The 24,654-nt window shown below is 72.7% G+C and carries 27 protein-coding genes; 13 read left to right on the forward strand and 14 right to left on the reverse strand.

Features of this window, described 5'->3' with window-relative positions; all coding sequences use genetic code 11:
- Positions 1 to 25: 25 nt before the first annotated feature.
- Entirely contained in the window at positions 26 to 730 is a 705-nt protein-coding gene (locus ACFWXO_RS03445) for a bifunctional DNA primase/polymerase (protein ID WP_375888897.1), read from the forward strand.
- Positions 731 to 1,173: 443 nt separating this feature from the next.
- Here ACFWXO_RS03445 and ACFWXO_RS03450 read toward each other — a convergent pair whose 3' ends face one another.
- On the reverse strand, positions 1,174 to 1,872 hold the full coding sequence (locus tag ACFWXO_RS03450) for a metal-dependent transcriptional regulator (protein ID WP_375888894.1): 699 nt from the start codon (positions 1,870 to 1,872) through the stop codon (positions 1,174 to 1,176).
- Positions 1,873 to 2,092: 220 nt separating this feature from the next.
- Between ACFWXO_RS03450 and ACFWXO_RS03455 the strand changes: the two genes are divergently transcribed.
- The 3 genes from ACFWXO_RS03455 to ACFWXO_RS03465 all read left to right on the forward strand — a co-directional run bounded on the left by ACFWXO_RS03455 (position 2,093) and on the right by ACFWXO_RS03465 (position 4,827).
- The gene (locus ACFWXO_RS03455) at positions 2,093 to 2,857 is read left to right on the forward strand and encodes an SIS domain-containing protein (protein WP_375888891.1); all 765 of its coding nucleotides are present in this window, start codon (positions 2,093 to 2,095) and stop codon (positions 2,855 to 2,857) included.
- A 193-nt stretch (positions 2,858 to 3,050) separates the two neighbouring features.
- On the forward strand, positions 3,051 to 3,950 hold the full coding sequence (locus ACFWXO_RS03460; RefSeq protein WP_375888890.1) for a DUF4231 domain-containing protein: 900 nt from the start codon (positions 3,051 to 3,053) through the stop codon (positions 3,948 to 3,950).
- Positions 3,951 to 3,972: 22 nt separating this feature from the next.
- Positions 3,973 to 4,827, forward strand: coding sequence for an alpha/beta fold hydrolase (locus ACFWXO_RS03465; protein ID WP_375889199.1), 855 nt, complete (start codon positions 3,973 to 3,975; stop codon positions 4,825 to 4,827).
- Positions 4,828 to 4,833: 6 nt separating this feature from the next.
- On the opposite strand, the gene ACFWXO_RS03470 is transcribed toward ACFWXO_RS03465, so the two are convergent.
- The 3 genes from ACFWXO_RS03470 to ACFWXO_RS03480 are packed head-to-tail and all read right to left on the reverse strand — an operon-like array spanning position 4,834 to position 11,505.
- On the reverse strand, positions 4,834 to 5,796 hold the full coding sequence (locus ACFWXO_RS03470; protein WP_380521854.1) for a 2-hydroxyacid dehydrogenase: 963 nt from the start codon (positions 5,794 to 5,796) through the stop codon (positions 4,834 to 4,836).
- Positions 5,797 to 5,824: 28 nt separating this feature from the next.
- Entirely contained in the window at positions 5,825 to 9,823 is a 3,999-nt protein-coding gene (gene fxsT, locus ACFWXO_RS03475) for an FxSxx-COOH system tetratricopeptide repeat protein (RefSeq protein ID WP_380521856.1), read from the reverse strand.
- Complete coding sequence (locus tag ACFWXO_RS03480; protein WP_380521858.1) at positions 9,820 to 11,505, reverse strand: TIR-like protein FxsC; 1,686 nt, start codon at positions 11,503 to 11,505, stop codon at positions 9,820 to 9,822. Before ACFWXO_RS03480 ends, fxsT begins: the two co-directional genes overlap by 4 nt.
- Before the next feature lie 198 nt (positions 11,506 to 11,703).
- Here ACFWXO_RS03480 and ACFWXO_RS03485 point away from each other — a divergent pair, with 198 nt between their 5' ends.
- Positions 11,704 to 11,901 carry a DUF397 domain-containing protein gene (locus tag ACFWXO_RS03485; RefSeq protein WP_375888879.1) on the forward strand — a complete coding sequence of 66 codons (198 nt, stop codon included), beginning with the start codon at positions 11,704 to 11,706 and terminating at the stop codon, positions 11,899 to 11,901.
- 64 nt (positions 11,902 to 11,965) lie between these two features.
- Here the strand turns inward: ACFWXO_RS03485 and ACFWXO_RS03490 are convergent, their stop codons facing one another.
- Positions 11,966 to 12,910, reverse strand: coding sequence for a helix-turn-helix transcriptional regulator (locus ACFWXO_RS03490; RefSeq protein ID WP_380521861.1), 945 nt, complete (start codon positions 12,908 to 12,910; stop codon positions 11,966 to 11,968).
- 56 nt (positions 12,911 to 12,966) lie between these two features.
- Between ACFWXO_RS03490 and ACFWXO_RS03495 the strand changes: the two genes are divergently transcribed.
- The 4 genes from ACFWXO_RS03495 to ACFWXO_RS03510 all read left to right on the forward strand — a co-directional run bounded on the left by ACFWXO_RS03495 (position 12,967) and on the right by ACFWXO_RS03510 (position 15,393).
- Positions 12,967 to 13,473: a hypothetical protein gene (locus ACFWXO_RS03495; protein ID WP_380521864.1), complete on the forward strand. Its 507-nt coding sequence runs from the start codon at positions 12,967 to 12,969 to the stop codon at positions 13,471 to 13,473.
- A complete protein-coding gene (locus tag ACFWXO_RS03500; protein ID WP_380521866.1) occupies positions 13,470 to 14,030 on the forward strand; it encodes an NIPSNAP family protein in 561 nt (186 codons plus the stop codon). The genes ACFWXO_RS03495 and ACFWXO_RS03500 overlap by 4 nt, the downstream gene beginning before the upstream one ends.
- A gap of 115 nt (positions 14,031 to 14,145) precedes the next feature.
- Positions 14,146 to 14,706 (forward strand): GNAT family N-acetyltransferase, encoded by a 561-nt coding sequence (locus ACFWXO_RS03505; protein WP_380521868.1) that lies wholly within the window; start codon positions 14,146 to 14,148, stop codon positions 14,704 to 14,706.
- 105 nt (positions 14,707 to 14,811) lie between these two features.
- Positions 14,812 to 15,393, forward strand: coding sequence for a hypothetical protein (locus tag ACFWXO_RS03510; protein ID WP_380521870.1), 582 nt, complete (start codon positions 14,812 to 14,814; stop codon positions 15,391 to 15,393).
- A 56-nt stretch (positions 15,394 to 15,449) separates the two neighbouring features.
- Here ACFWXO_RS03510 and ACFWXO_RS03515 read toward each other — a convergent pair whose 3' ends face one another.
- From ACFWXO_RS03515 to ACFWXO_RS03530, 4 genes are all read right to left on the reverse strand, one after another.
- On the reverse strand, positions 15,450 to 15,977 hold the full coding sequence (locus ACFWXO_RS03515) for a hypothetical protein (protein ID WP_375888505.1): 528 nt from the start codon (positions 15,975 to 15,977) through the stop codon (positions 15,450 to 15,452).
- Between the two features lie 46 nt (positions 15,978 to 16,023).
- The gene (locus ACFWXO_RS03520; RefSeq protein WP_380521873.1) at positions 16,024 to 16,482 is read right to left on the reverse strand and encodes a MarR family winged helix-turn-helix transcriptional regulator; all 459 of its coding nucleotides are present in this window, start codon (positions 16,480 to 16,482) and stop codon (positions 16,024 to 16,026) included.
- A 103-nt stretch (positions 16,483 to 16,585) separates the two neighbouring features.
- Positions 16,586 to 16,831 carry a hypothetical protein gene (locus ACFWXO_RS03525; protein WP_375888509.1) on the reverse strand — a complete coding sequence of 82 codons (246 nt, stop codon included), beginning with the start codon at positions 16,829 to 16,831 and terminating at the stop codon, positions 16,586 to 16,588.
- Entirely contained in the window at positions 16,828 to 17,205 is a 378-nt protein-coding gene (locus ACFWXO_RS03530; RefSeq protein WP_375888510.1) for an ATP-binding protein, read from the reverse strand. Before ACFWXO_RS03530 ends, ACFWXO_RS03525 begins: the two co-directional genes overlap by 4 nt.
- Before the next feature lie 142 nt (positions 17,206 to 17,347).
- Between ACFWXO_RS03530 and ACFWXO_RS03535 the strand changes: the two genes are divergently transcribed.
- Complete coding sequence (locus ACFWXO_RS03535; RefSeq protein ID WP_380521876.1) at positions 17,348 to 18,217, forward strand: helix-turn-helix domain-containing protein; 870 nt, start codon at positions 17,348 to 17,350, stop codon at positions 18,215 to 18,217.
- A 2-nt stretch (positions 18,218 to 18,219) separates the two neighbouring features.
- Positions 18,220 to 18,414 (forward strand): DUF397 domain-containing protein, encoded by a 195-nt coding sequence (locus ACFWXO_RS03540; protein WP_380521878.1) that lies wholly within the window; start codon positions 18,220 to 18,222, stop codon positions 18,412 to 18,414.
- Here the strand turns inward: ACFWXO_RS03540 and ACFWXO_RS03545 are convergent.
- Positions 18,411 to 19,235 (reverse strand): helix-turn-helix domain-containing protein, encoded by an 825-nt coding sequence (locus ACFWXO_RS03545; RefSeq protein ID WP_380521880.1) that lies wholly within the window; start codon positions 19,233 to 19,235, stop codon positions 18,411 to 18,413. The two genes, ACFWXO_RS03540 and ACFWXO_RS03545, sit on opposite strands and share 4 nt — an antisense overlap.
- Positions 19,236 to 19,363: 128 nt before the next feature.
- Here ACFWXO_RS03545 and ACFWXO_RS03550 point away from each other — a divergent pair, with 128 nt between their 5' ends.
- Together ACFWXO_RS03550 and ACFWXO_RS03555 are read left to right on the forward strand one after the other, a co-directional pair.
- Positions 19,364 to 19,753: a VOC family protein gene (locus ACFWXO_RS03550; RefSeq protein ID WP_380521882.1), complete on the forward strand. Its 390-nt coding sequence runs from the start codon at positions 19,364 to 19,366 to the stop codon at positions 19,751 to 19,753.
- A gap of 32 nt (positions 19,754 to 19,785) precedes the next feature.
- Positions 19,786 to 20,199 (forward strand): SRPBCC family protein, encoded by a 414-nt coding sequence (locus ACFWXO_RS03555; protein ID WP_380521884.1) that lies wholly within the window; start codon positions 19,786 to 19,788, stop codon positions 20,197 to 20,199.
- Positions 20,200 to 20,294: 95 nt separating this feature from the next.
- Here the strand turns inward: ACFWXO_RS03555 and ACFWXO_RS03560 are convergent, their stop codons facing one another.
- The 4 genes from ACFWXO_RS03560 to ACFWXO_RS03575 all read right to left on the reverse strand — a co-directional run bounded on the left by ACFWXO_RS03560 (position 20,295) and on the right by ACFWXO_RS03575 (position 24,592).
- A complete protein-coding gene (locus tag ACFWXO_RS03560; RefSeq protein ID WP_380521886.1) occupies positions 20,295 to 21,173 on the reverse strand; it encodes a hypothetical protein in 879 nt (292 codons plus the stop codon).
- Between the two features lie 126 nt (positions 21,174 to 21,299).
- Positions 21,300 to 22,403 (reverse strand): serine hydrolase domain-containing protein, encoded by a 1,104-nt coding sequence (locus ACFWXO_RS03565; RefSeq protein ID WP_380521888.1) that lies wholly within the window; start codon positions 22,401 to 22,403, stop codon positions 21,300 to 21,302.
- Positions 22,404 to 22,456: 53 nt separating this feature from the next.
- Positions 22,457 to 23,125 (reverse strand): DUF4097 family beta strand repeat-containing protein, encoded by a 669-nt coding sequence (locus tag ACFWXO_RS03570; protein ID WP_380521890.1) that lies wholly within the window; start codon positions 23,123 to 23,125, stop codon positions 22,457 to 22,459.
- Between the two features lie 246 nt (positions 23,126 to 23,371).
- On the reverse strand, positions 23,372 to 24,592 hold the full coding sequence (locus ACFWXO_RS03575; RefSeq protein WP_380521892.1) for an FG-GAP repeat domain-containing protein: 1,221 nt from the start codon (positions 24,590 to 24,592) through the stop codon (positions 23,372 to 23,374).
- Positions 24,593 to 24,654 lie beyond the last annotated feature (62 nt).

Below are 24,654 nucleotides of genomic sequence, written 5' to 3' on the forward strand. Positions count from 1 at the left end.
CTCACGCACGGTAGTTGAGCAGCCCGTGGAAGACATCCCCGACGCCCCCGGCCAGGACAAGAACGCCGGCCTGCCCCCGCTGCTGATCGAAGCCGTCGGCTACGCCGAGAACCGCCACTGGGAGGTGGCCCCCGGCGCCTGGCTGATCGACGGCGACGGGCCCGCCCGCTGCTCCTGCGGCGACCAGCGCTGCCCCCAGCCGGGCGCCCACCCGCTGGACGCGGACTGGGCCCGCAAGGCGAGCGCCGGGCCGGGCGCGGTGCGGCGCTGGTGGACCGAACGGCCCAAGGCCTCGATCCTGCTGCCCACCGGCCGGTCCTTCGACGTCCTGGACGTGCCGGAGACCGCCGGGTGCCTGGCGCTGGCCCGGATGGAGCGGATGGACCTCCAGCTCGGCCCGGTCGTGGTGCTGCCCAGCTCGCCCGGCCGGGTCGGGCGGCGGCTGCACTTCCTGGTGCTGCCCGGCGTCGCGGCCAAGCTGCCGGAGATGCTCCGCAAGCTCGGCTGGCCGCCCGGGCGGCTGGACCTGGTCGCCCGCGGCGAGGGGGACTGGACGGTCGCCCCGCCCTCGCGGATCGGCTCCACCGGTTACGCCCAGTGGGCCCGCTCCCCCTCCGAGTCCAACCGCTGGCTGCCGGACGCCGCCGAGCTGATCAGTCCGCTCGCCTACGCCTGCGGCCGCGAGGCGCCCGCCCAGCAGCTCCAGGCAGCCCAGCCGGCCGGCGTCTGAACGGCCGGCGTCCGAACGGCCGAAGCCTGCCGCCCTGCGCCGATCGGGTGAGGGCGTGCACCGCGCGACACAACGCGCGGGAGTGACGGGCCTTGTCTCCCACCGGAGGCGGGGCCCGTCACACGCATGTGCGGATAAGGCCTCGGTCTACCCGCTGGTCAACCGGGAAAGCCCCTCGTACGAGTGACAGCGCTCAAGGATTGCCATGATCGGCCGAGGGGAGGAATTGCGGTGTGTGGGGTCGCCGGAAGGGTCGCTCGGACGGGGAAGCCGGGCGAGGCGGTGGAGGGGCCGGGAGGGAACGGGAGGGGCAGGAGGGGACCGGGAGGGAGCCGGGGAGGGACGGGAAGGGCCCGCTGCACGGGGAGCAGCGGGCCCCGATCGTCACCCGGGGCTTCCCGACCGTCGCACGGGGCGCGGCGATCGGGCCCGGCCGGGCGGGGTCAGGCCTGGGCGACGAAGACGTGCTGGGCGATGTCCTTGCCCAGCTCCGCCGCGTTGTCCCCGGTGCCGACGAGCACGCCGCCGACGCCGGTGCCGGCCGCCACCTTGATCGTGGAGCCCGGCCGGACGCCGGCCCGGCGCAGGGTGCTCATCAGCTCGCTGTCCGTCTGGATCGGCTCGCCGATCCGGCGGACCACCACGTCCGCGCCGGCCTCGCCCGGCTTGACGGTGTCCAGCGGGACGAGCGCGGCGTCGAAGCCCTCGCCCTCGGCCTTGGTGTCGCCCAGCTCGTCCAGCCCCGGGATCGGGTTGCCGTACGGGGACTGGGTCGGGTGGCCGAGCATGGCGAGCACCTTGCGCTCGACCGTCTCGCTCATCACGTGCTCCCAGCGGCAGGCCTCCTCGTGCACCTGCTCCCACTCCAGGCCGATCACGTCGACGAGCAGGCACTCGGCGATGCGGTGCTTGCGCATCACGCGCACCGCGAGCCGCCGGCCCTCCTCGGTCAGTTCGAGGTGGCGGTCGCCGGCGACCTGGAGCAGCCCGTCGCGCTCCATCCGGCCGACCGTCTGGCTGACCGTGGGACCGCTCTGCTCCAGGCGCTCCGCGATCCGGGCACGCATCGGGACGATGCCCTCTTCCTCCAGCTCCAGGATGGTGCGAAGGTACATCTCAGTGGTGTCGATCAGCCCAGACATCGCCGCTGGCTCCGTTCTTCGGTGTCCTCACCGCCAATTCTGACGTACCGCACCGACAACCGGGCCCGCCCCGGGGTTTCCGGGACCGGTTTTCGTTCCTGTTGACAGCGGTGCCGCCGGGGCGCGACCGTGCTCGCCGTAGCTTTCTCCACTGGCGTCCGGGCCGTCCCGGTCGCCCCACCCGGCCGGCGCCCCCACCGGCAGAGAGCGAAGGCAACCGATGAACGACCTGGTCGGCCGGTACTTCGACGCGGCGATCGCCCACCTGAACCGGGTCCGCGCGGAGGAGTCCGACACCATCGAGGCGGCGGCCGCCCTGCTGGCCGAGGCGATCACCGAGGGCCGCCGGGTGTTCACCTTCGGCGCCGGGCACTCCTCGCTGCCGGCCCAGGACGTGGTCTACCGGGCCGGCGGGCTGGTCCCGATGAACCTGCTGAACGTGCCCGGGATGGCCGGGGTGACGATGATGCCCGCGCCGCTGGCCAGCGCCCTGGAGCGGGTGTCCGGGCTGGCCACCTCGACCCTGGACCTGACCCCGGCGACCAGCGGGGACCTGCTGTTCCTGATCTCGCTCTCCGGCCGCCAGGTGATGCCGGTCGAGCTGGCCCGGTACGCCCGGGACCGCGGCCTGAAGGTGATCGGGGTGACCTCGCTGGCCTACCCCGAGGAGGTGCCCTCGGCGCACCCCTCCGGCACCTACCTCAAGGACCACTGCGACGTGGTGCTGGACAGCAAGGTCGCGGTGGGCGACGGCGAGCTGACCCACCCGGGCGCCGAGACCTCCTTCGGCCCGGTCTCCACCATCGTCACCAGCGCGCTGATGCAGGCCGTGGTCGCCTCCGCGGTCGGCCGGCTGGCCGACCGGGCGGCCGCCGGGGACGCCGCCGCGCCGCCGCTGTTCCGCTCCGGCAACGTCCCGGGGGGCACCGAGTGGAACACCAAGCAGATGGCCGACAACGCCGAGCGCATCCTCTACACCTACTGACGACACCTTGTTGACGGCTCGCAACCGTCCGACCACGGGGCGTACCGGACAATCCACCGGGCCTTCCCGGCCATTGCGCGGCGCCCCCGCCGCGGCCAGGCGTACCGGCGACCCGCCCGGGGCAGGAGAGCGGAGGGACCGGAGCGACGGGTGGGGGCCGAGCATGGCGTCTGGTGCGGGACGGACCGGGTGGGTGCGCGAGCGGGAGCTGCTGCCCGAGTTCTTCTGGGCCGCCGACGCGGCCTCGCTGCGCGGCCAGCGCCGTTCGGTGCTGCTCTCCGCCTGGGAGCTGCTCCTGCTGCTGGTCGCGGCCGCGACCGGCTCGGCCGACGGCGAGCCGTGGGCCTGGGCGGCCGCCGCGGCCTACCTGGGCGCGGTGGCGCTGGCGGTGGTGATCGGTCGGCAGAACCCGCAGGGCCTCTGGTACGAGGGCCGGGCGGCCGCCGAGTCGGTGAAGACGCTGGCCTGGAAGTTCGCCGTCCGGGCGGACGCCTACCAGCCGCCGCCGCACAGCCTGCCGGACGCAGAGGGCCTGTACCGCTTCCAACTCGCCCGGGTGCTGGGCGCGTTCCGGGGCGGCCCGGTGGGGGTGCCGGCGACCGGGGTGGACATCACCCCGGCCATGCGCGACCTGCGCGGGCAGCCGCTGGCGGTGCGCCGCGAGGTGTATCTGAACGAGCGGATCCGGGTGCAGCACGACTGGTACCGCGGCAAGGCCCGCTACTGCGCCCGGGCCGGCTACTGGACGGACGTCCTGGGGGTGCTGCTGCCGGCGCTGGGCCTGGCGCTGGCGGTGCTGCGGGCGCTCGGCGCCTTCACCTACGACGCGCTGGGCACGGTGTCGGCGGTGGCCGCCTCGGTCACCGCCTGGGCGCAGCTGCGCCAGTACCGCCCGCTGGCCGCCGCGTACGGGCTGGCCGCCGAGGAGCTGGAGCTGATCCGCCTCCAACTCGCCCGGCTGGACCTGGAGTCGATGGACGCCGAGGAGATCTGGGCCCGGCTGGCCCGGGACGCCGAGGACGCGGTGTCCCGCGAGCACACCACCTGGCAGGCCCGCCGGGAGGTGCGCACCACCACCGACCGGGAGCACTGAGGAGGAACGCGTGGCGTTACGGATGGTCAAAGCGGCGGACGGTCGCGCCCTCGCCGTGGAGTCCCTCGGCGATCCGCGCGGCCGTCCGGTGTTCCTGCTGCACGGCATGCCGGGCAGCAGGGTCGGGCCGCATCCGCGCAGCACCGTGCTGTACCGGCTGGGGGTGCGGCTGATCTCCTACGACCGGCCGGGCTACGGCGACTCGACCCGGCTGTTCGGCCGCCGGGTGTCGCACGCGGCGGCCGATGTGCGCACCATCGCCGACGAGTTGGGCCTGGGCGACTTCGCCGTGCTGGGCCGCTCCGGCGGCGGCCCGCACGCGCTGGCCTGCGCGGCGATGCTGCCGGGGCGGGTCAGCCGGGTGGCGGTGCTGGTGGGGCTGGCGCCGCGGAACGCGACCGGCCTTGACTGGTACGCGGGGATGACCCCGTCCAACGTCCGGGCCTACCGGGAGGCGGAGCGCGGGCACGGCCGGATCGCCGACGCGATGGAGTTCCGCTCCCGTCAGATCAAGGACGACCCGGTCCGGCTGCTGAACGGGCTGCGCACCGAACTGTCGCCCGCCGACCGGGAGGTGGTGGCGGACAGCGGGCTGCGCCGGATGCTGCAGAGCAACTACCGGGAGGCGTTCCGGCACGGCGCGGACGGCTGGATCGACGACGTGCTGGCCTTCACCGCCGACTGGGGCTTCGACGTCGGGTCGATCGGGGTGCCGACCTGGCTGTGGCACGGCGCGGACGACCAGTTCTCGCCGGTGGACCACTCCCGCTGGCTGGCCGACCACGTCCCCGGCGCCGAGCTCTTCCTGGAGCCCGGCGCCGCGCACTTCGGGGCGTTCCGGGTGATGACCACGGCCCTGGCCTGGGCGGCGGGGTAACCCCGGTCAGCGCTTCACGGGGGTCAGTGGTTCGGAGCCGCCCAGCACCGCGAGGATGTTGTCCACCGCCAGGCCTCCCATCGCCTGCCGGGTCCGTACGGTGGCGCTGCCCAGGTGCGGGACCAGCACCGCGCGCTCCTGGGCGAGCAGCGCGGACGGGACGTCCGGCTCGTGCTCGAAGTTGTCCACGGCGGCGGCGAACAGCGCGCCGGACTCCAGCGCGGCGGCCAGCGCCTCCTCGTCCACCACGCCGGCGGTCATGCTGACCACCACCGCCCCGGGCGGCAGCAGGGCCAGCCGGCGGGCGTCCAGCAGGTGCCGGGTCTCCTCGGTGTACGGGCAGGTGACGACCAGCACGGTGGAGGTGGCGAGCAGTTCCTCCAGCGGCTTCCACTCGGCGCCGTGGGCCTGCTCGGGCGGCAGGGCGCGGCGGTTGTGGTAGCCGACCGGCATGTCGAAGGCGGCGGCCCGGCGGGCCACCGACTGCCCGATCCGGCCCATGCCGAGCACGCCGAGCGGGGTGCCGGCCAGTTCCAGGCCGAGCAGGAAGTTCGGGCTCCAGGTCCACGGCGTGCCGGAGCGCAGCAGCCGCTCGCCCTCGCCGAGCCGGCGGACGGCGGCCAGCAGCAGCGCCCAGGCGGTCTCGGCGGTGGCGTTGGTGAGCACACCGGGGGTGTTGGTGACGACGACGCCGCGTTCGGCGCAGGCCGCCAGGTCGATGTTGTGGTAGCCGACGGCGTGGTTGGCGACGATCTCCAGCTGGGGGCCGGCGGCGTCCAGGAACTCGGCGTCCACCCGGTTGTTGAGGGTGGTGAGCACGGCCCGGCGGCCGCGGACGGCGGCGAGCAGTTCGGCCCGGTCCAGCTCCTCGTCGGTCTCGCGCACGGTGACGGCGTACCGGTCGGTGAGCCGTTCCAGGACGCCGGGCGCGGGGTGCCGGGTGACCAGGACCGGGGGCGGAGTATCCATGGTTGCGCACGATACCCCGCCCCGGTGACTACACCGGCTGCGGCTCCAGGTCGCGGTTGATCCGCTTCCAGCCGCGGGCGGAGACGGTGTTGGGGTGCTCCTCGCCGAACTGCCGGATCAGTTCGGAGATCGCCCGGGCGCGCAGTTCGGCGGCCTGGGTGTGCCGGCCGGCCGAGCGCAGGGTGATCGCCAGGTTGGCCTCGCAGGCGACGGCGTCCGGGTGCTGCGGCGAGTACCGCCCGCACAGGCCCGAGTAGGCGGCCCGGCCGAGCGCCTCGGCGAGGTCGGTCTGCCCGTCGTCGCCGTAGGCGTTGGCCAGGTTGATCACCGCGTTGAGGGTGTACGGGTGCTCGGCGCCGACCGAGCGGGTCAGTCCGTCGACGGTGAGCCGGCCGCGCTCGATGGCGCCCTGGACGTCGCCGCTGCCGCGCAGGTAGATGCCCAGGTTGTTGGCGCAGGCCAGGGTGAACGGGTGCTCGTCGCCGAACAGCCGCCGGTGGCCCTCGAAGACGGTGGAGCAGAGGTCGCGGGCGGCCTCCTTGTCGCCGGAGGCGCTGTGGTCGGCCGCCAGGTTGAGCGCGCAGGCGAGCGCGTCGGGGGCGTCGGCGCCGTAGCGCTCCAGGTAGCGCTCGTAGGTCTCCTTGGTGATCCGGCGGGCCTCGGCGAGCTGGCCGATCCGGCGCAGGGAGACGGCCAGCGACTTGGCGTTGCGCAGGTTCTCCGGGAGGTCCGGGTCGAGGACGTCGCCGAGGTCGGAGGTGACCTCCTGGAGGAGGTCCACCGAGCCGCGGTAGTCGCCGAGTTCGCGCAGGTCGCGGGCCAGGTTGGACTTGGTGGAGAGGGTGTAGGGGTGCTTGGGGCCGAGGACGGCGGTGCGCCGGTCGAGGGTCTCCTGGTCGAGTTCGCGGGCGGCCTCGCTGTTGCCGACCAGCCGGAAGTCGATGGCGAGGTTGTTGGCCATCGACAGGGTGCGCGGGTTGTCGTCGCCGAACAGTTCGCGGAACTGCTCCAGGATCTCCTGGTCGAGGTCGAGCGCGGCCTGGAAGCGGCCGAGCGCCCGCCGGTCGGCGCCGAGCGAGCCGGCCGTCATCAGGGTGTACGGGTGGTGTTCGCCGAGGAGCACCCGCTGGCGCTCCAGGGTGGCCTCGTCCAGGGCCAGGGCCTCGGCGTAGTTGCCCTGGGAGCGCAGCACGTTGGCGAGTTGGAAGCGCAGCAGCAGGGTCTGCCGGTCGTCCTCGCCGAGCTTGCTGGTCCACTCGGCGTCGAGGGCGTGGCCGAGGTCGCGGGCGCGGTCGAGTTCGCCGCGCTTCCACAGGTAGCGGACCCGGTCGATGAGCAGCTGGCGGGTGTCGGCCTCGTCGCAGTTGTGCGCCTTGGAGGGCGACAGGTGCGGCCAGATCTCGTCGAAGGCGGGCCAGTTGGCCGGGTCGTCGGTGTCGCCGAGGACGGGCCGGGCGCCGGTGAGGATGCGGTGCACCTCGTGGACGGCGATCTCCTGCTCGTCGTCGGTCATCCCGGCCCGGATCACCGCCTGGACGAGGCGGTGCACCTGGAAGCTGTTGCTGCCGGCGTCGACCTTGGCCAGCGCGTACCGGCCGATCGCCTGGATGACCTTGCCGAGCATGAACTTGTCGCTGAGGTCGGCGTCGTACTTCACCAGCGCCCGGATCATCTGGTCGCTGTAGAACAGGTTCATCGAGATCGGCTCGGGCGCGAAGAAGGCGCACAGCTGGAGCAGCCGGACGGCGGCCGGGGACTGCTGGCGCAGCCGGCCGATGGAGACGTTCCAGGTCGCGGCGACCGGGGTGGGGTAGTCGGTGGGGTGGTCGACGGCGAGGGCGCGGGCGGCCTCGGCGTGCAGCTGGGCGACGTAGGTCTCCACCGGGGTGCCGGTGGTGTCCAGCCAGGCGGCGGCCACCTCGACGGCCAGCGGCAGGTCGCCGACGGCCTCGGCGACCCGGTCGGCGTCCGCGCGGGAGAGGCTGCGGGCGCGCCGGCACAGGTGCTCGACGCTCTCGCCGCGGGTGAAGACGTCGACCTCCAGCGCCTCGGCGTGCCCGGTCCAGGCCTGGTTGCGGGAGGTGACCAGGATGTGGCCGGAGCCGCCGGGGAAGAACCGGCGGATCTCGGAGGGCTCGTCGGCGTTGTCGAAGATCAGCAGCCAGCGCGAGGTGGGCACGCCGCGGCGCAGCGCCTCCCGGGCGGCCTCGGCGGCCTCGGTGACGGAGTCGCCGACCCGCAGGCCGAGGCGGCGGGCGAGTTCGGCGAGGGCCGGGGCGACCAGTTCGGTCTGCTCGGCGTCGATCCACCAGACCAGGTCGTAGTCGGACATGAAGCGGTGGGCGTACTCCAGCGCGACCTGGGTCTTGCCGACGCCGCCGAGCCCGTACAGGGTCTGCGGGGTGGGCAGCACGGCCGCCATGCCGCCGCGCAGCTGGTTGCGCAGCTGCTCCAGGACGGCGGCGCGGCCGGTGAAGGAGGGGTTGCGCGGCGGGACGTCCCACACCGAGGGCTTGCTGCCGGGGAAGCGCGGGCCGCCGGCCGGGGCGTCGCCGAGCACGGCGTCGCCGCGGCCGAGGGCGCGCAGCAGGCTCTGGATGGACTGGTTCTCGTCGCGGCCGACCAGGTCGACCGGGTTGCGGTTGCTGAACGGCGCGGTGAGCCGGACGTCGCCGACGCGCACCGGCAGCAGCTGGCGCCGGGTGCCGGAGGGGTCGGAGTTGACCACCGACTCCCACAGCGCCCGGGCCTGCGGGGAGCGCTGGTAGGCGGGCGAGAGGACGGCGACCGTGCGGTAGGCGGAGTCGATGCCGCGCTCGGTCTCCTCGCGCGGGTCGGTGCCGGCGCTGAGGTCGCGCGGCAGCACCCGGAAGCCGGCCCTGGTCAGCACGGACTCGATCCAGTCCGCCCACATCCGGTCCTCGGGCACGTAGGACAGGTAGAGGTCGGCGGGCACGGACGGGCGGCGGCGGGTGAAGGCGTCCACGTAGCGCAGCCGCACCTCCTCGTCCATCGGCGGCAGGCCGGCGGCCCGGCCCTCGGTGATCATCGAGGTGAGGCGCTCGCAGGCGGCCAGCATCGAGGTGGGGGTGCCGGTCTGGTCGCCGAAGGTGGCGAGGATCTCCTCGTAGGCGTAGAACGGCCGGTACGGGATCTCCACCGAGCCCCAGTAGCCGGCGAGTTCCTCGCTGCCCAGGCCGGCGGGCAGGCCGTCGAAGCGGACCCGGGCCAGGGCGCGGCCGGCGTCGGCCTTCTCCTTCTCGCCCTCGTCGATGCGCATCGGGACGGGCAGGATGCGGATGCCGCGGTCGCGGTAGCGGTCGTGGATGTGCTGGGCGATCCGGGAGGCGCCGTCGATGGACTGGTCGCTGAGGGTGAAGCAGACCACCAGGTCGTCGGGCATCTGCACGGTGCAGATCTCGGCGATGTCGGACAGGCCGGTGCGGGAGTCGATCAGCACGTAGTCGTAGCGCTTGGCCATGTCGGCCTTGAGCGCGTCGAAGAACTGCCCGCCGTCGAAGCGGTCGTAGAAGATGTCCCAGTCGAGGTGGGTGACGGCCTCGGAGTAGTCCCGGTTGAACTGGCCGGCGGAGAGGAAGTCCAGGCTGCCGCCGGCCGGGAAGTGCGGCCAGGAGAGCGAGAGGGCGTGCGGGTGCACCCGGGCGAAGTCCAGGTGCCAGCCCTCGGCGTGCTCGACCGGGCGCAGCGCCTCCTCGCGGTACTCGGCGATCAGGTCCATCATCCCGGTGGTGCCGGCCAGCGAAGCCGGGTCCAGGAAGGGGTGGAAGAACTTGGCGAGGCCGGGCGCCTCCAGGTCCCAGTCGACGGTGAGCACCCGGAAGCCGTTGGCGGCGAGGATCCACGCGGTGTTGGCGAGGGCCATGGTGCGGCCGGTGCCGCCCTTGTAGGAGTAGAAGGTGATGATCCGGCCCTGGCGGTCCTGCTCGGCGGCCCGCCGGGCGGCCTCGCGGGTGGCGGCCAGTTCGGCGGCGCCGAGGCGCAGGTTCCTGGTGGTGTTGTCACTCATCGGTGCGGTCCTCCCAAGGGCGCCATCCCAGCATCGGGGTCATCGCCGTCGTCACGGTCGTTGCGGTAGGGGCGATCGTTGTCACGGGCGGTGCGGTCGTCACGGGTGGTGCGGGTGGTGCGGGTGATACGGGTGGTGCGGTCCTCGGGGGCGGCGCGGGGGTCGGGGACGGTCCGGGGGTCGGGGGCGGTCCGGGCGTCGGGGGCGGCGTAGTCCGCGCGGGAGAGTCGGACGGTGCGTTCCTCGTCGGCGCCGTAGCCGTCCCGCGCGCCGTAGTCGTCCCGCGCGGCGCGGCCGTCCCGGCCGGGGCTGTCGTCCCGGCCAGGGCTGTCGTCGCGGTCGTCCCGGTCGGGGTCGTGGTCGCGGTCGAAGGGGTCCGGCCCGAAGGGTTCGGTGCGGTGCCCGCCGAAGCCGTCCGGCCCGTAGCCGCCGGGGCCGCGGCGGAAGGCCTCGCGCAGGCTCGGCCGGGGCGCCGGGGGCTCCTCCGGTTCGGCCCTGGTCCGGCTCTCGAAGGCGTACTTGGCCTTCATCGCGGCGCGGGGCAGCGCGTCGTCGAAGTCCTCCAGGCTGTTCAGCCCGGTCGGGCCGGTGACGCCGAGGAAGCTCGGGCGCCCGGCCCGCCGGGTCTTGCGCAGCGTCTGGTCGCTCAGCCCGCTGAACTCGCCGTCCCGTTCGAGGCACTCCCGGTCCTCGGTGTTCCACGGTTCCAGGACGCTGACCCAGGTGGCGTCGGAGCGGTCGAAGCGGCGGACCAGCTCCCGGCGGCGCGGGTCGCGCAGCGCCCACCGGTCCAGCAGCAGCAGTCCGGGGGCCTCGGCGTTGCCCTCGATGATGGACTCCACCTCGTCGTCGAACTCGTGCACGGTCGGCTGGAACCCCAACTGCCGTGCCAGCCGTACGGCGTGCTGCGCGATGGGCGAGCCGGCCGGCCGGTACGGGTGCCAGTCGGTGCGCCGGGCGCCGTAGAAGTCGGGGTTGCGGTCCTGCGGCAACTCGCCCTGGTGGTAGGTGAGTACGGAGATCCGCAGCTGCTTGGTCGGGGCGGACACGTTGAACGCGCTGGGCAGCCCGTTGAACTCCAGCCGCCGCCCGACCGGGATCACCGTCTCCTCCGCCACCTGGACGATCCGCGCGGCCAGCCGGTGCACGGCCAGTTCGTAGGCGGCCCGGAAGTAGCTGAGCTTCATCAGCGCGTACAGGCCCTCGGTGGCGTAGTCGGGCCCGAACCCCGCGTGGTTGAACTGGAGTTCGCCGGCCACCTGGGGCAGCCGGTAGCGGCTCATCGGCGCCCACAGCACCGGGACGATGCCACTGGTGCGCTCCACCTCCATGGTCGCCGGGTAGACCGGGCGGCGGGTGAAGGCGTGCCACTCCTGGCCGCACGGAACGCTGTTGAAGTACCGGGGTGAGTACAGCGGCACGAAGACCCGGCAGGTCGCCAGCTCCTCGGACAGCCGCTCGGCCCACAACTCGCCCTGGTGCATGGACTCGTCCATGAATCCGACCGGCACCCCGGCCGGGACGGTGGTCAGTTGGAGCACCGCCTCGCAGAGGTCCCGGTACAGCTGGCGCACCCAGTGGTTCGGGTCGCCGGCGCCCCGCGCACCGGACTTCGGCGTGTGCGCGTAGGAGAGGAAGAAGTACGGCCGGGCTTCGTCCTCGTCCCAGCCCCGGTCAGTCACACGTGCCTCCCCCGGGCCCGTCGGCAACCTGGCTCCCGCAGCCCCCGTGCGGCGGGGTCTCAGTGTAGGAACGACTGACACCCCAATGGAATAGCACAGCGACCCGCACGAATTGACATGACCGAAACGGTGCCGCTGCCCTCTTGCGTGGAGCAGTACCCTCGTTGCGGCTGTGGTGAACGATCAGGAGGAGCACGCATGGACCAGCTCAACTGGCAGCGGTCGAGTTTCAGCGCCGGGGAGGCCAGGTACCTGGAGATCGCCTCCGCCGGGGAGCTCGTCTACATCCGCGAGTCCGACCGCCCCGACCTGGTCGTCACCACCACCCGGGTCAAGCTCAACGCCTGGATCCTGGGCGCCAAGGACGGCGAGTTCGACCACTTCGTCGGGCTCTGAGCGGCTCCGGGCGGCTACGGGCGGCTCTGAGCGACTACGGGCGACTCCGGGCGGCCCTGGGCCCTCACCTCCCGGAATCGGCGCTCCCGTAGCGGACGGCCAGCGCCCGGACCGTCCCCGCGATCCGCTCGCGCAGTTCGGCCGGTTCCAGCACCTCGATGTCGGCGCCCAGCCGCAGGAACTCCCCGTGCGCGTGGTCGACCGACTCGATCGGCACCCGGGCCTGCGTCCAGCCGCCCTCCCCCGGCGGCACGCCGAGCCGCCGGGCACCCTCCGGGGTCAACCGCACCAGCGCCTCCCCGGTGTGCAGCCGGGCCCGGAAGTCCGCCAGGTGGGCCTGCCAGTACGCCGGCAGGTCGAAGCCCTCCGGCACGGAGAACTCCTCCGGCAGCGGCCGCAGTTCGATGACCTGGTCGACCCGGTAGGTCCGCGTCCCGGACGGCCCGCCGGCCACCAGGTACCAGCGGCCCGCCTTGAGCACCAGCCCGTACGGCTCCACCCGCCGCTCGATCTCCTCCGGCGCCCGCCACCGCCGGTACCGCAGCACCACCGCCCGGCGCGCCCACACCGCCGCGGCGACGGCCGCCAGGTGCGGGGTCTCGTCCGCGCGGCCGTACCAGCCGGGGGCGTCCAGCAGGAAGCGCTCCTGGATCCGCCCGGCGTGCTCGCGCAGCTCCGCGGGCAGCGCGGCCCGCAGCTTGAGCTGGGCGGTGGCGAGGGCCCCGCCGAGGCCGAGGTCGGCGGCGGTGCCCGGGAGCGCGGCGAGGAACGCGGCCTGGGCCTCCTCGGCGGTCAGCCCGGTGAGGCGGGTCCGGTAGCCGTCGACCAGCCGGTAGCCGCCCTCGTGCCCGGCCTCGCCGTACAGCGGGATCCCGGCGGCGGCCAGCGCCTCCACGTCCCGGTAGACCGTCCGGACGGACACCTCCAGCTCCTGCGCCAACTCCCGGGCGGTCATCCGGCCCCGGTTCTGGAGCAGCAGGAGCAGGGTGACCAGTCGGCTCGCGCGCATACCCAGCAGTATCCACTGACAGTGGATGTCAGTGGACCGCTCCTAGCCTGCGGCACATGAACGGCACGAACGACTTCGACTTCCTGCACGGCACCTGGCAGGTGGCCAACCGCCGCCTCACCGCCCCGCTCAGCGGTGGCGACAGCGACATCGGCAGCGACATCGGCTGGGAGGAGTTCCCCGGCGAGTCCGTGGTCCGGCCACTGTTCGGGGGCGCGGGCAACATCGACGAGATCGCCTTCCCCACCCTCGGCCGCCGGGGCGCCACCCTGCGCCTGTACGACCGGGAGGCGCGGCAGTGGTCGATCTTCTGGTCCGACAGCCGCACCGGCCGGCTCGACCCGCCGGTGACCGGCGGCTTCACGGGCGACCGCGGCGACTTCCACGGCGACGACACCTACGGCGGCCGCCCGATCCGGGTGCACTTCACCTGGTACCGCCTCGGCCCGGACGCCGCCCGCTGGGAGCAGGAGTTCTCCGCCGACGGCGGCCGCAGCTGGGAGCTCAACTGGACGATGGACTTCACCCGTACCGGCGGGGCGTTCAAGGGGCTCGCCGCATGAGCCTCGTCGTCGAACTGCGCCGGTACACCCTGCACCCCGGCGCCCGGGACACCCTGATCGAGCTCTTCGAGCGGGAGTTCGTGACCGGGCAGGAGGCCGTCGGCATCACCCTCGGCGGCCGCTTCCGCGACCTGGACCACCCGGACCGCTTCGTCTGGCTGCGCGCCTTCCCCGACATGGCCGCGCGCCGCCGGGCCCTGGAGGCCTTCTACTTCGGCCCGGTCTGGCGGGCCCACCGCGACGCGGCCAACGCGACGATGGTCGACAGCGACGACGTCCTGCTGCTGCGCGGCCCGGGGTTCCTGCCGCCGCCCGGCGCCCGCGAGGTGCTCGCCACCGTCTGCCACCCCGACCCGGCCGCCTTCGAGGTCTTCGACGCGTACGCCGCTCGGCACCTCGCCCCGGAACACGCCCTGCACCGCACCGAACACGCCGAGAACGACTTCCCCGCCCTCCCCGTCCGCACCGGCGAGGACGTCCGGGTCTGGTTCGGCCCGGCGGCGGAGCCGCCCCCCTGGCCCCACCACCACCTCCGTCTGGCCCCGGTGACCGGCTAGCAGCTGACCGCTGGCGGCTGCACGCAGGAAGTCGGCCCGTCCGACTTCCTGCGCCGGCCGGTGGGCCGCCGGATATCCGGTGGCACACTCGTTCGCGGGCGGACAGGATCGCGCCATGCATGTATTCCTTGAGACCGAACGGCTCGTCCTGCGCCCGTTCACCGAAGCCGACGCCGACCACCTCCTCGCGCTGGACAACGACCCCGAGGTCATGCGCTTCATCAACGGCGGCGAGCCGACCCGCCGGGAGACGGTCGAGGCGAAGGTCCTCCCCCGGCTCCTCCACGACCACCCGTGCTCCGGCACCCGCGGCTTCTGGGCCGCCGAGGAGAAGGCCACCGGCACCTTCCTCGGCTGGTTCGAGTTCCGCCCGCTCGACGACCACGACCCCGCCGTCGTCGAGCTCGGCTACCGGCTCAACCAGGCCTCCTGGGGCAAGGGTTACGCCACCGAGGGCTCACGGGCGCTGATCGACAAGGGCTTCACCGAGCTCGGCGTGGAGCGGGTCACCGCGAACACCATGACGGTCAACTCCCGCTCCCGGCGCGTGATGGAGAAGTCCGGCCTGACGTTCCTGCGGAACTTCACCGGCGACTGGCCGGACGCGATCCCCGGCTCCGAGCACGGCGAGGTCGAGTACGAGCTCACTCGCGCCGAGTGGCAGCGGCGCCGCTGACGACTCCCCCGGGGCCCTCCCGCCCGCAGCCCGCGTGGAACACCGTGCCATGCTTCCCCGGCACTGACGATCATGCCCACCACCGCCTCGGCGGAGAGGAACACCATGCGTTTCCCCTGTCGCCGACGGCCGGTCGGGCGGTCGGCACGACTGCTCGACCTCGCGGGTGTCGACCCGCGTTCGGTGGACGCCGACCAGGACCTGGACGTCTGCCGGCAGGTCGCCTTCCGGGTCGCCCGGCGGGATCACGGCGGGACGGCCGAGGTCCTGGCGCTGATCGAGGAGCTGCTGGCGGACGAGGCCGAGTACGCGTTCGCCGTCACCTTCCTGGAGAATCTCCAGAACCTCGCCTCCCACAGCCTGGACGTGTTCCGCTCTCCTGCGGAGACCCGGCTCCTGCTCGGCCCCCGGGCCGCGGTCTGCTGGGACACCGTGGCCGCCTTCTGGGCCGAGGTCGCCGAGTGGCGGGCCGCCAACGGCAAGCCGTTGGAGCCCTCGGCGGCGATGCTCGGCGCGGAGAACGAGCAACTGCGGCTGCTCCTGTGGACCTCGAACCGGACCCTCCCCGGCGGGGAGAAGCTCGGGATCGCGGACGTCGTCCGCTTCGAGAAGGCCGTCGGGTCGTCCCTCCCCGGGTACAGCCACATCGCGGTGGCCCTGAACCTCGCCGGGCGGGTCGGCCCCTGATCGCCGCTGTGCGCGGGAAGTCGGCCGGTCCGACTTCCCGTGCACAGCGGTCCGGCTCACGGGCCGACGAGCTCCGCGAGCTCGTCGGCCGACTCGGGGGTCAGCCGGTAGAAGCCCTGGAGGCTGACGGAGCGTTCGAGGCGCCCGTCCACCAAGTACTTCAACCCCCGCACCTTTCCCCGCTGGTTGCGCCAGGTGAGCTGCCCGAGGAGTTCCCCCGGTATCCGCTGGTCGAAGCGCACGGGCGTCCCGTCCACGTGGACGGCCTCGGCCCCGCAGCCGCCCGCACCGAGCATCCACCAGGCGTCGTGCCCCGGGAAGGCCGGGTCCTGCCAGGTCGCTCGGGCGGCGCCGCAGCACTCGCCGCGCTCCCGGTCGACGATCCGCATCCGGCTGACGACGAACACCTCGCACCGGTTGACGTGCAGCGCGTACACCTCGTCCCCGGCCTTGGCCGTCGACCAGGCGGGCAGCGACTGGTGCACCCCGCTGTAGGCGACGGGCGGCCGCTCACCCACCCGGCCCCCCTTGCGGAGGGAACGGCAGGTGTCGTGGGTCCACAGGACGGTGAAGGCATCGGGCATGGCGTCGATCCTAGGAACGGGGTCGGACAGTCCGACCCCCCTGCGCTCAGTGGTGCCAGGCCTGCCCGCCCGTGTTGTGGACGAACCGCTGCAGGACTTTCAGCGTGGTCAGGTACTCCTCGTCGGAGATGTCCGCGTGGCGCTCGGCCCACAGCTCGTCCTGGAGAGCGGCGAGCCGGTCGAAGAACTCCCGCCCCTCGGTGGTCAGTACGAGCCGGCCCCCGGCGGACTCGGCGACCCAGCCGCGCTCGACGGTCGCGTCGATCTCGGCACCGAGAGCGTCCTGTCCGGTGTCGAGGTAGTCGCGCAGCACGGCGGAGACCTCGTCGCGGGTCCTCGGCTCCTCGGCCCGGGCGAGCTGGGCGAGCACCCACCACTGCGGCTGCGTGGTGCCGAACTCGGCCAGCGCCCCACGGGTGCGGTTGACGACGGCCTTGTACGCGGCCCAGCTCCAGTAGCCGATGGGCTGCTTGATCAATTCGGCATCGCTGTGCGAGTACTCCACGGCCGATCCCTCCCCTTCGCGTCGATCACTTCGGCAGGACCGACGCTAGGAGGTGAAGCCGACTTGAGGTCAAGCTCCTTTCCGGCGGTAGCAAACTTGGCACTCAGCTCCGGTGTCGCTTGAACTCGCGCAGCAGCGCCAGGAGGTTGATCACGGTACTGGCGGGAACGTTGCCCAGGTCGACGAGCACCCGGCCGTTCAGGACGGTCTCGCCCGGCTTGGCGGACGGCCAGAGGATGCCGAACTCGCGCCCCTCGGTCCGGAGTTCCACGATGAGTTCGGTGAGCTGCGGGCCGGTGAGGTGGTGGATCGCCGGATCGGCCGGATGGATGGGGTGGAGGGCGTTCACGCGGCACCACCGTCCTGCGACAGCTCGAACCAGACCCGCTTGCCCGTCTTCTGCGGCTCGGCGCCCCACCGGTGAGTGAGGCCTTCCACCAGCTGCAATCCACGGCCGGACTCGGAGAGTTCGGTGGGCTTGCGGCGGGCGGGGAGGAGGGGGCTGAGGTCGGCCACGTCGACCCGGAGGGTGCGGGACTCGACGGAGATGACGACGGCCGGCGAGGGGGTCCGGCCGTGCCTCCAGGCGTTCACGATCAGTTCGGCGAGGGCGACTTCGGCGTCCGCGATCGCCGAGAGGTCGTACCCGGCGCGCGCCATGGCCTCGCGCAACAGCTCGCGGGACACGAGGAGGGAGGGGGAGTTGAGGTTGGGGTCACACATGGGGAGTCTCCCAAACACTACTGACGAACCGTCTGATCGACGGCATGCTTTGAACTGTAGGTGAATCTGCCTCAACTCTGCAACACACTCCGCACATGCCTCTACACTTTCCGTAGCCACATGTTGCGGGAAGGACATGCTCATGGGATTCAGGACTGGCATCAGCGAGCGCCAACGTCGCTTCGGCGAGGAACTTCGCCGACTTCGAGACGCCGCAGGCCTCTCAGCCTTGGAGATCGGCGAGGCCTTGGGAGTGAAAGGTCCGAACATCAGCCACACCGAGGCCGGCAGGCTCGGCCTCAACACTGAACGTTTGAAAGCCTGGTTCGACATCTGCAAGGTCACAGACCCCGAGTACCGGGCTGGCCTCATCGCCATGAGCGAGAGCTCGGGCAAGGGCTGGTGGACCGAGTTCAAGCACCACACGACGCGCAGTGCGCTCGACCTGGCCGAAGCGGAGAGCTGCGCAACGGCCTTGGATACCTACGAATCCCTTCTGATCCCCGGGCTCTTGCAGACCAAGGCCTACAGCGAGGTCATCCAGGGGTACAACGAGAAGATGGTCGAGTTCCGCGGCGAGCGCAGCAGGGTACTCACGGGCAAGAACGCGCCCCCGTACCGCGCCGTGATTCACGAGGCAGCCCTGCACATGATGTACGGAGGGGCAGCTGTCATGCGGGACCAGCTGAACCATCTGATCGAGATGAGCAGACTGCCGAACGTGACGATCCAGATCCTCCCGTTCGACTGCACCACGTACGCTTCGAACGACAGCTCCTTCCTCCTCATCCGAGGAGCACACTCCCGCCTCGACACCGTTCTACTCGACCACCCGCACGGCGGCGACTTCATCGGTGACCCTGAGATCGTGACAACATTTGATCGGAAGTTCGACCGGCTCAGGGGCTTGGCACTACCACCCCTGTCAGCGGCAACATCCGAGTCATCGCCAGCTCAGCGGGACTCGCTGGGTTTGCTCCAGCACGTCCGCTACAAGGTCCAGGGAAGATAGCCATGCACCAGCTCAACTGGCAGAAGTCCAGCTACAGCAACGACCAGACCAACTGCGTCGAGATCGCTTCTGCCGGCGAGCTGGTCTACCTCCGCGAATCGGACGACCCCAGCATCGTCGTCACCACCACCCGCACCAAGCTCAACGCCTGGATCCAGGGCGCCAAGGCCGGCGAGTTCGACCACTTCACCGTCTAACTAAGCCCAGGCTCGGGGCTCAGCAGCCGCCGCAGGGCGGTCGGCGTGTGGCCGAGGTGCTGGCGCACGGTGCGGGTGAGGTGGGCCTGGTCGGCATAACCAAGCTCGGCGGCGAGGGTGCTGATGCTGGTCTCGCCGGCCTCCAGGCGGTCGAGGGCTTGGCCGATGCGGACGCGGTGGCGGTAGTGGGTCACCGAGACGCCGAGGTGGCGCGGGAAGGCCCGGCTCAGGCGGTAGGGGGATACTCCGAGCGACTCGGCCAGTCCGAACAGCGTCCCCGCGGCCGGGTCCGCTTCGGTGATCGCCTCGCGGGCGGCCGCGACGAGGCTCCGGTCGCGCTCGGCTGCCGCGTCGCCCACCAAGGTCCGCCCGGCGACGGTGCGGCCGATGGCCGTCGACAGCAGCCCCAGCAGCTCCTCGGCGAGCGCGTAGTCGATGTCCTCCGACCGACCGGCAGCGAGCAGGCGCCGGTGGGCCAGGTCGAGCTTCGGGTCCGTATAGAGCGTCTGTGCGGTCGGTTCCGCCCCGTCCCCGGCCAGGGAGCGCCACAGGTGCGGCGCCACGCTGATCGACGTGCAGGTGTCGCCCCCGGCGGGGTGGGCGAAGCTCTCCTCCTCGCCCGGGACGCCCACGTAGCCGAGGACCGTGTCGATGTCGGCGGGCGCGCCGCCGGCCGTTCTGCGGAACCTTCCACGGCGTACCAGCACCACCCGGTAGTCGGCCCGTACCTCCGGCGCGGACCAGCGGGTGTGGTCGGACCGGCAGGACACCGCGCTGATGGCGAAGCCGGGGCGGGTGGCGACAGGGTCGGCGGTGAGCACCCTTCGAACGCTACGCACCGGGTCTGACAGCCGCGCAAGGATGTTCAAGACCGGGGCGGGGCTGCTGGGCGAGGCTCCTCATCGAAGCCCGTAAGGCTTCCGGTCGTTCACGATTCTGGAGTCCGCACATGCCCGTTCTCGCACAGCTCACCACCGTGGTCGTCGACTGCGCCGACCCGGTGGCGCTCGCCGCCTTCTACCAGCACGCCACCGACTGGGAACTCACCTACAGCGACCAGGACTTCGCCTCCATCGGCGCGGGCAGCACAGGGTCCGGCCTGGCCTTCGTCCGCGTCGAGGGCTACCAGGCGCCGCAGTGGCCCGAGGGGAGCAAGCACCTGCACCTCGACTTCGCCGTCGCCGACCTGGAGGGCGCGGTCGAGGCGCTGCTGGCCCTCGGCGCGTCCCGGCCGGAGTTCCAGCCGGGCGAGGGCCGGTGGGTCGTCCTCACCGACCCCCAGGGCCACCCCTTCTGCCTGGTCCCGGCCGTGACGGCCACCGCGCCCACCGCCAACTGACTGTCCCCCCCCCCCAGACAAGGAGTACCCCCATGGCAACCGTGCACCGAGAGGTCCTGATCGAGGCCGACCCCGCGGGGATCTGGGCGGCGATCCGCGACTGGGGCGAGGTCCATCACCGGCTCGCCCCCGCGTTCGTGGTCGACACCCGGGTCGAGGGGGATGTCCGGGTGGTGACCTTCGCGGACGGCACGGTGGTGCACGAGCTGATCGTCTCGCTCGACGACGACCTCCGGCGCATCGCCTACTCGGTGGTCGGCGGCTCCATGGACGTCGCCCACCACCACGCCTCCATGCAGGTGTTCGCCGAACCCGGCGGTCGCAGCCGCTTCGTCTGGGTCACCGACGTGCAGCCGCACGGCCTGGCGGAGCCCATCGCCGCGATGGTCGACCAGGGAATCCGGGTGATCCGCCGGACCCTGGAGGCCGCCGCCCTCGCTTCCTGACGCCCGCGGCATGCCCGCGACATACCCTCGACGGCTCTGAGCACGTCATCCTCGTGCGCAGGAAGTCGGATGGGCCGACTTCCTGCGCGCAACTCCTACTCGCCGCTCGCCAGTTCCCGGCGGACCCGCTCCAACTGCTCGACCGTGAGCGGGTGGTCGGACAGCACCAGCGTCCACTGCCACCGGGCGTCCCGCCACCGCTGGAGGTGGTGCCCAGGATCCCTGGCCCATCCTTCGAAGTACGGCGGCTCCCCCAGGGGCTGGCGCACCAGTTGGGCGGCCGTCGGGGTGCCCGGGGAGGGCTCGTTGTCGAGGTCCACGACCACGTACCCGGTGTCGGGATCGCCGTCGATCGGGCTCGGGCGGCCGAGCGGGCCGGGCCAGGACGCGGGCACCGGCAGTGGCCGGGTCCGGTAGTGCTCCCGGATCCGCTCCCACCGCAGCTGCTCGGCCCGGTCGGCGCTGCCGTCGTCCTCGGGCCGGACGAACCGGTCGTCCGGCAGGGCCTCGGGAAACGCGAGCTCGGACAGCTCCTCGACGTAGGCCGTTCCCGGCGCGGAGGCCCGCAGCACCATGCCGGTCCCACTGTCGACCACCAGCTCCAGCGTCATCCCCTCGGGCCCGGCCATCTCGGTCCGCACCGCCGCCCGGCCGTCATGCTCCGTCGGACGACCGGCCGGAAGCTCCCGCAGCGCGGGAACGACCAGCCGGGCAGGGTCCGGGCCGAACCTCCACGGCCAGCCGTCGCCGGGGAAGGAGAGGCCCGGCTCCACCCACGGGGGGAAATTGGTCTCGGCCACGGCGACGCGGCCACCGTACTCGTGCCGCCACAGCGACGGCGCCCGGAAGGCGAACCCCATGACCGTCTCGACGTCCTCGGCCGGAGGATGCCCAAGCCCGTTGCCCACCCGCGGCCGCACCGCCCGGTACCGCCCGGTGAGAACCCGTACGGCCGCCGCCGGCTCACTCGCCATCGCCGCCTCCTCCGCTCGCCCTGCGCGCCCTCATCCTCCACCTCCGAGGCAACGCAGCTGCGCAGGAAGTCGGCGTGGCCGACTTCCTGCGCTTGAGGGACTCGAAGCACCGGGTAACAGGGCGGATCAGCAGAAGACCGCCTTGATCAGTCGCTCCAGGGCGGGAGGGAAGGTCTGGGCCGGGTCCTGGTCGGAGTCGCCGGTGGTGAGGCCCGCGGTGAGGACCCTGGAGCCGTCCGGGGTGGCGATCATCAGGGCGCCGTAGCCGCCGGGGGCGCCGCCGTTGTGGTGGACGATGGTGACGTCGCCGCTGTCCGGGCCCAACTCCTGGACGAACAGGCCGAGTCCGTAGCCGAGCATCCCGTGCGGGGTCCGCATCTGCTCCAGCAGCTCGCCGGGCAGCAACCGGCCGCCGAGCAGGGCCGCGAAGAACACCTGGAGGTCACGGGTGGTGGAGATCATGTCCCCGGAGCCGCACAGCAGCGAGAGGTTCTGCCGGGAGACGTCGACGACCTTCCACTTCTCGCCGTCCTGGTAGCGGTAGTAGCCGTGGGCGTGCGGGCCGGGTATCTCCGAGAGGCTGCCCGGCACGAGGGTGTCGGTCAAGCCGAGCGGCCGCAGGATCCGGCGCTGCATCTCCTCGGCGTAGGTGTGCCCGGTGAGCGCCTCGACCAGCAGCACGGCCAGCGTGTAGTTGGTGTTGGAGTAGCCCTGGTCCGCGCCCGGCTCGAACCGGGCCGGCTTCGTCAGCGCGAACTCGACCAGCTCGTCGGGCCGGTAGTCGTGGAAGCGGTTGTCCACCCACGCCTTGCCGATCGAGGGCAGCCCGGGCACGAACTCGCCCTTCTCGTCGAGCTCGCCGGTGCAGTTGTGGACGCCGCTGGTGTGCCGGAGCAGCATCCGTACGGTGATCCGCCCGTCCAGGCCGCCGAACCGGGGCAGGTGTTCGGCGACGGGGGCGTCCAGGTCGATCAGCCCGTCGGCGACCAGGCGAAGCACCAGGGCGGCGACGAAGGTCTTGGTGGTGCTGCCGATCCAGAACTGCCCGTCGGTGGCGGGCTGCGCGCTCCCGCCGAGCTCGTGCACCCCGGCGCTGCCGGTCCACGCGCCGCGTTCGTCGCGGACCCGCAGCTGCACGCCCGCGAAGCCTGCGTCGACGAAGTCCTGGGCGGCCTTGTGGAGTTCGGGACGGTCCTGGGTGGTGGTGGTGGTGGTGGTGGCGGCGTTCATCGTCGTTCCTTCTCTCGCGGGTCGTGGAGTGCGGAGCAGAGGCTGCGGGCGGATCAGAGGCTGCGGGCGGTGATGTCGCCGTAGGCGGTGGTGGCGTGGATGGTCAGGCCGGGGGTGCTGTCGGCGTTCCGCAGCGCGTTGTGGATCCGGCCGTGCGCCGTTCCGGCGTCGAGGGCGGCGGAGATCCCGCGGGCGGCGCCGACCTCGATCTGCCCGTACTCGGTGCGCAGGGCGACGGTGCCCTGCACGGCCTCGGTGATCCGCAGGTCGCCCTTCTGGGTGCGGATCTCGGCGGGGCCGCCGAGTCGGCCGACGGCGATGTCGCCGGCCTGGAGGTCGAGGCGGGCGCCGGCGGTCTCGTCGAGCTTGACGGTGCCCTGCGCGGCCTCGATGGTGACGTCGCCGAGGCGGCCGACACCCCGGAACTCGGCCAGCGCGGCCGTCGCATCGACCCGGGAGCCGGTGGGCAGTTGGACGGTGACCTCGACGGAGCCGGAGCTGCCGAGGAGGCGGTTCCCGGCCTCCGGGGCCTCGACCCGCAGCACGCCGTCGACGTAGGCGACCTCGACCCGCTCGGCGGCCTTCACGTCGCGGCTCTTCCCGGCGTCGGCGGGCCGGACCTCGACCACGGTGTCGGCACGGTCGGCGGCGATGAGCCGGATGCGGCCGGCGGGGATGTCCAGGACGGCCGAGACCGGGGCGGGGGTGGCGAACTTCTGCATCGTGCTCTCCTTCGCTTCTGCGGCGCGGGCCCGGTGGCCCGCCGCTTTCTGGCAAGAGAAACGCTACGTTGCGTTCGGAGTTCAGGCAACCGACAGCCCCCACGGAGAACCAATAGTTGCAGGTGAACGCCTATATATCATTGCAACAACTCTGCCGGGAATGCAACGACCCCCAGCCCATCTATTGCAATGGACTGGGGGTGAACGCTATGCACAGGCGTTGCGGCGGACAGCAGGCAGCAGGCGCTAGCGGAGCCGGTCCGCACCGGACGGAGCCGCCGCCCGCGTCGTGCGGTGGCCGTGGGAGTTCAGCAGCACCGAGACGCTGTTGTCCTGGGCGTTGGTGACCGCCAGGTCGAGCCGCCCGCGCTGCCGGAACCGGCCGGCCACCACGGTGTCCGGGATGGAGCCGTCGCCGGACCCGGTGGGGTAGGACTCCGGTGCCCGGAAGGTCCCGTCGCCGTTCCCGCGCAGCAGGGCCACCGAGCTGTCGTCGGTCGCCAGCGCCAGGTCGGGGGTGCCGTGGCCGGTGAAGTCGCCCACCACGACCGAGACCGGCCCGCCGCCCGCCGGGTACGCCCGCGCCGGCTGGAACGTGCCGTCCCCGTTGCCCAGCAGGACCACGGCGGAGTGCTCCCCGTCCGCGACCACCAGGTCGTACCGGCCGTCACCGCGCAGGTCTCCGGCGGCCAGCGAGTACGGGACACCCCCGACCCGGTAGTCCGTCAGGGTGCCGAGCGTGCCGTCCCCGTTGCCGGGGAAGACGGCCACCTCGCCGACGCCGTCGAGGGCGACCGCCAGGTCCAGGTGCCCGCTGCCGCCGAGGTCGGCGAGCGCGATCGAGGCCGGGTTGGAGTCGGTGCCGGTGGAGTACGTGCGCGGCGCCTGGAACGTGCCGTCCCCGTTGCCCAGCAGCAGCGAGACGCTGCCGTCGCCGAAGTCGCCCAGGTCGGCGACGGCCAGGTCGAGCGTGCCGGTGCCCCGGAAGTCGCCGATCGCGACGGCGTCCGGGTGCGAGCCGGTGGCGAAGCGGGTGGGCGCCCGGAAGGTGCCGTCCCCGTTGCCGAGCAGCACCGAGACCCCGCTGTCGTCCTGGTCGGCGACCACCAGGTCCTGCACGCCGATGCCCCGGAGGTCCCCGACCGCGACGGAGGTCGGCCCGGGGCCGGCCGGGAAGGTCCGCTGCGGGCCGAACCCGCCGTGGCCGTCGTTCAGCAGGATCGACACCGTCCCGTCGGCGGCGTTCGCCACCGCCAGGTCGGCCCGGCCGCTGCCGGTGAAGTCCCCGGCGGCCACCGCGCGCGGGTTGTGTCCCACCGGGTAGTCGGTCTTCGGGGCGAACACCCCGGCCCTCGGGGCCGCCGGCTCGACGGCCGACGCGCCGCCGGGCAGCGCCGGCACCGCCCCCGCCGCCACCACGACCGCGACCGCCGCCGCGACGGCCTGACCACGCCTCAGTCCACGCATTCCGCACCTCTCCCGTCCGGACGCCCGCTCGGCGCCGCTCGGCACCGCTCTCGGCGCGATGG

The organism is Kitasatospora sp. NPDC059088, from assembly GCF_042738155.1.
GTDB lineage: Bacteria > Actinomycetota > Actinomycetes > Streptomycetales > Streptomycetaceae > Kitasatospora.